Consider the following 1,595-nt stretch of genomic DNA (forward strand, 5'->3'; position numbering starts at 1 on the left):
GCAAGGACCGCGACGTGTTCATCTCCGGGAAGAACAAGCGGAACGCCGTCAAGACCATGGTCCTCACCGACCAGAACGGAAGGGTGCTCTTCAGCAGCCCAGCCAGACCAGGCAGCTGCGCGGACATCACTCACGCCCGGCAGTTAGGGCTGGTCAAGCTCCTGGCCGACGGGCCGGTCGTCGAGATCCTTGCCGATGCCGGTTACCAGGGGCTCGGCGCCCAGACCGGCGGACGCGTGGTGACGCCACCGCACCGGAAGTTCAAGAAGGGCGCCCCGGACTGGTACGAGGAGATGCACGAGCGACAGCGCAAGGCACACTCCTCACGCCGCATCCGGGTCGAGCACGGCATCGCCCACCTGAAGAACTGGCGAGCTCTCGGCCGTCGCGAGCACATGAGCGACACCGTCCAGGCCGTCGCCGGCCTACTGTCCCACCAGCAGACCGCGGACCTGGACCCCCGACGACAGAGATGAGCACCGGTCCCACCGAAGCCCTCGACGTCTCACCGCTTACCACGCACGAGCTCGTAAGGGCTGTCCCGCAAAGATCTTGGCTCCGAGTACGGAGCAACCTTAAGAGGTCATCTCATTTGGCGAGTCTGCGGTAGCAGATCAGGGTGCAGGCGATGCTGGTGAAGGCGAGGAAGTGGTCGGCTTTGCGTTCGTAGCGTCGGTGGAGGCGGCGGCAGCCGGCGAGCCAGGCCATGGTGCGTTCCACGGTCCAGCGATGGCGGCCCAGCCGTTGAGAGGACTCGACTCCCTTGCGGGCGATGCGGTGGGTGATGCCGCGCTTGCGTAACCATCGCCGCAGGTGGGCGTAGCCCTTGTCCGCGTGGAGTTTGCCGGGCCTGCGCCGACGCCGGCCGCGGCGCGAGCGGATCGGCGGGATGCCCTTCACGAGCGGGATCAGGGCCTGGCTGTCGTGCAGGTTCGCGGCCGAGATCCCGACGGAGATGGGCAGACCCGACCGTTCCGTGATCAGGTGGATCTTCGAGCCGTACTTGCCCCGGTCGACAGGATCCGGACCTGTCAGGTCCCCCTTTTCAGGGCCCGCATGTTCACCGAGTCGATCGCGCACCGCGACCAGTCCAGCTCGCCTCGGGCGCCGAGTTCGTCGAGGACCAGGCGGTGGAGCTTGGCCCACACCCTGGCCTTCGACCACTCCGAGAACCGCCGGTGAGCAGTCGCTCCGGACGGGCCGAACGACGCCGAAGGCAGCTGCCGCCAGGTACAACCCGACGTAGCCACGAAGACGATCGCGGCCAGCACTTCCCGGTCACCGTGCCGACGCCGACCACCGCCCTGCGGCCGCGACGGCGCCTCCGGCACCACCCGCTGGAACAACTCCCACAATTCGTCCGGCACCAGCCGTTCAACGATCCCCACCATGACTTACAGAATACCGAGTCACCCAAATGAGATGGACTCTAAATCAAAAATATTTCCTGGTGTCTTTCCATGCGTTTTCTGTTCTTCGAAAGATTGCCAACAAGTGCAGCTGTCGCGGCAGCCATTGCCCAGGTTGTGGCCCATAGAATATCGTCGACGAGCGTATGGCTCACGGTGGCGGACATAATTGCCGAGGAGCAGGAC

2 protein-coding genes are annotated in these 1,595 nt (G+C 65.2%); one reads left to right on the forward strand and one right to left on the reverse strand.

Annotation, left to right across the window (positions count from 1 at the left end):
- The coding region (locus ACFV20_RS36840; RefSeq protein WP_385665483.1) for a transposase family protein at positions 1–476 on the forward strand (476 nt) is incomplete at its 5' end.
- 112 nt (positions 477–588) lie between these two features.
- On the opposite strand, the gene ACFV20_RS36845 is transcribed toward ACFV20_RS36840, so the two are convergent.
- Positions 589–1,391 (reverse strand): IS5 family transposase gene (locus ACFV20_RS36845; RefSeq protein ID WP_385665485.1). Its coding sequence is split into 2 segments (ribosomal slippage): positions 589–1,043 and positions 1,043–1,391, totalling 804 coding nucleotides; the frame shifts between segments, so codons are not numbered across the junction.
- Positions 1,392–1,595: the final 204 nt, after the last annotated feature.

Origin of the sequence: Streptomyces sp. NPDC059696 (assembly GCF_042733745.1) — a bacterium.
In the GTDB taxonomy this organism is placed as follows: domain Bacteria; phylum Actinomycetota; class Actinomycetes; order Streptomycetales; family Streptomycetaceae; genus Streptomyces.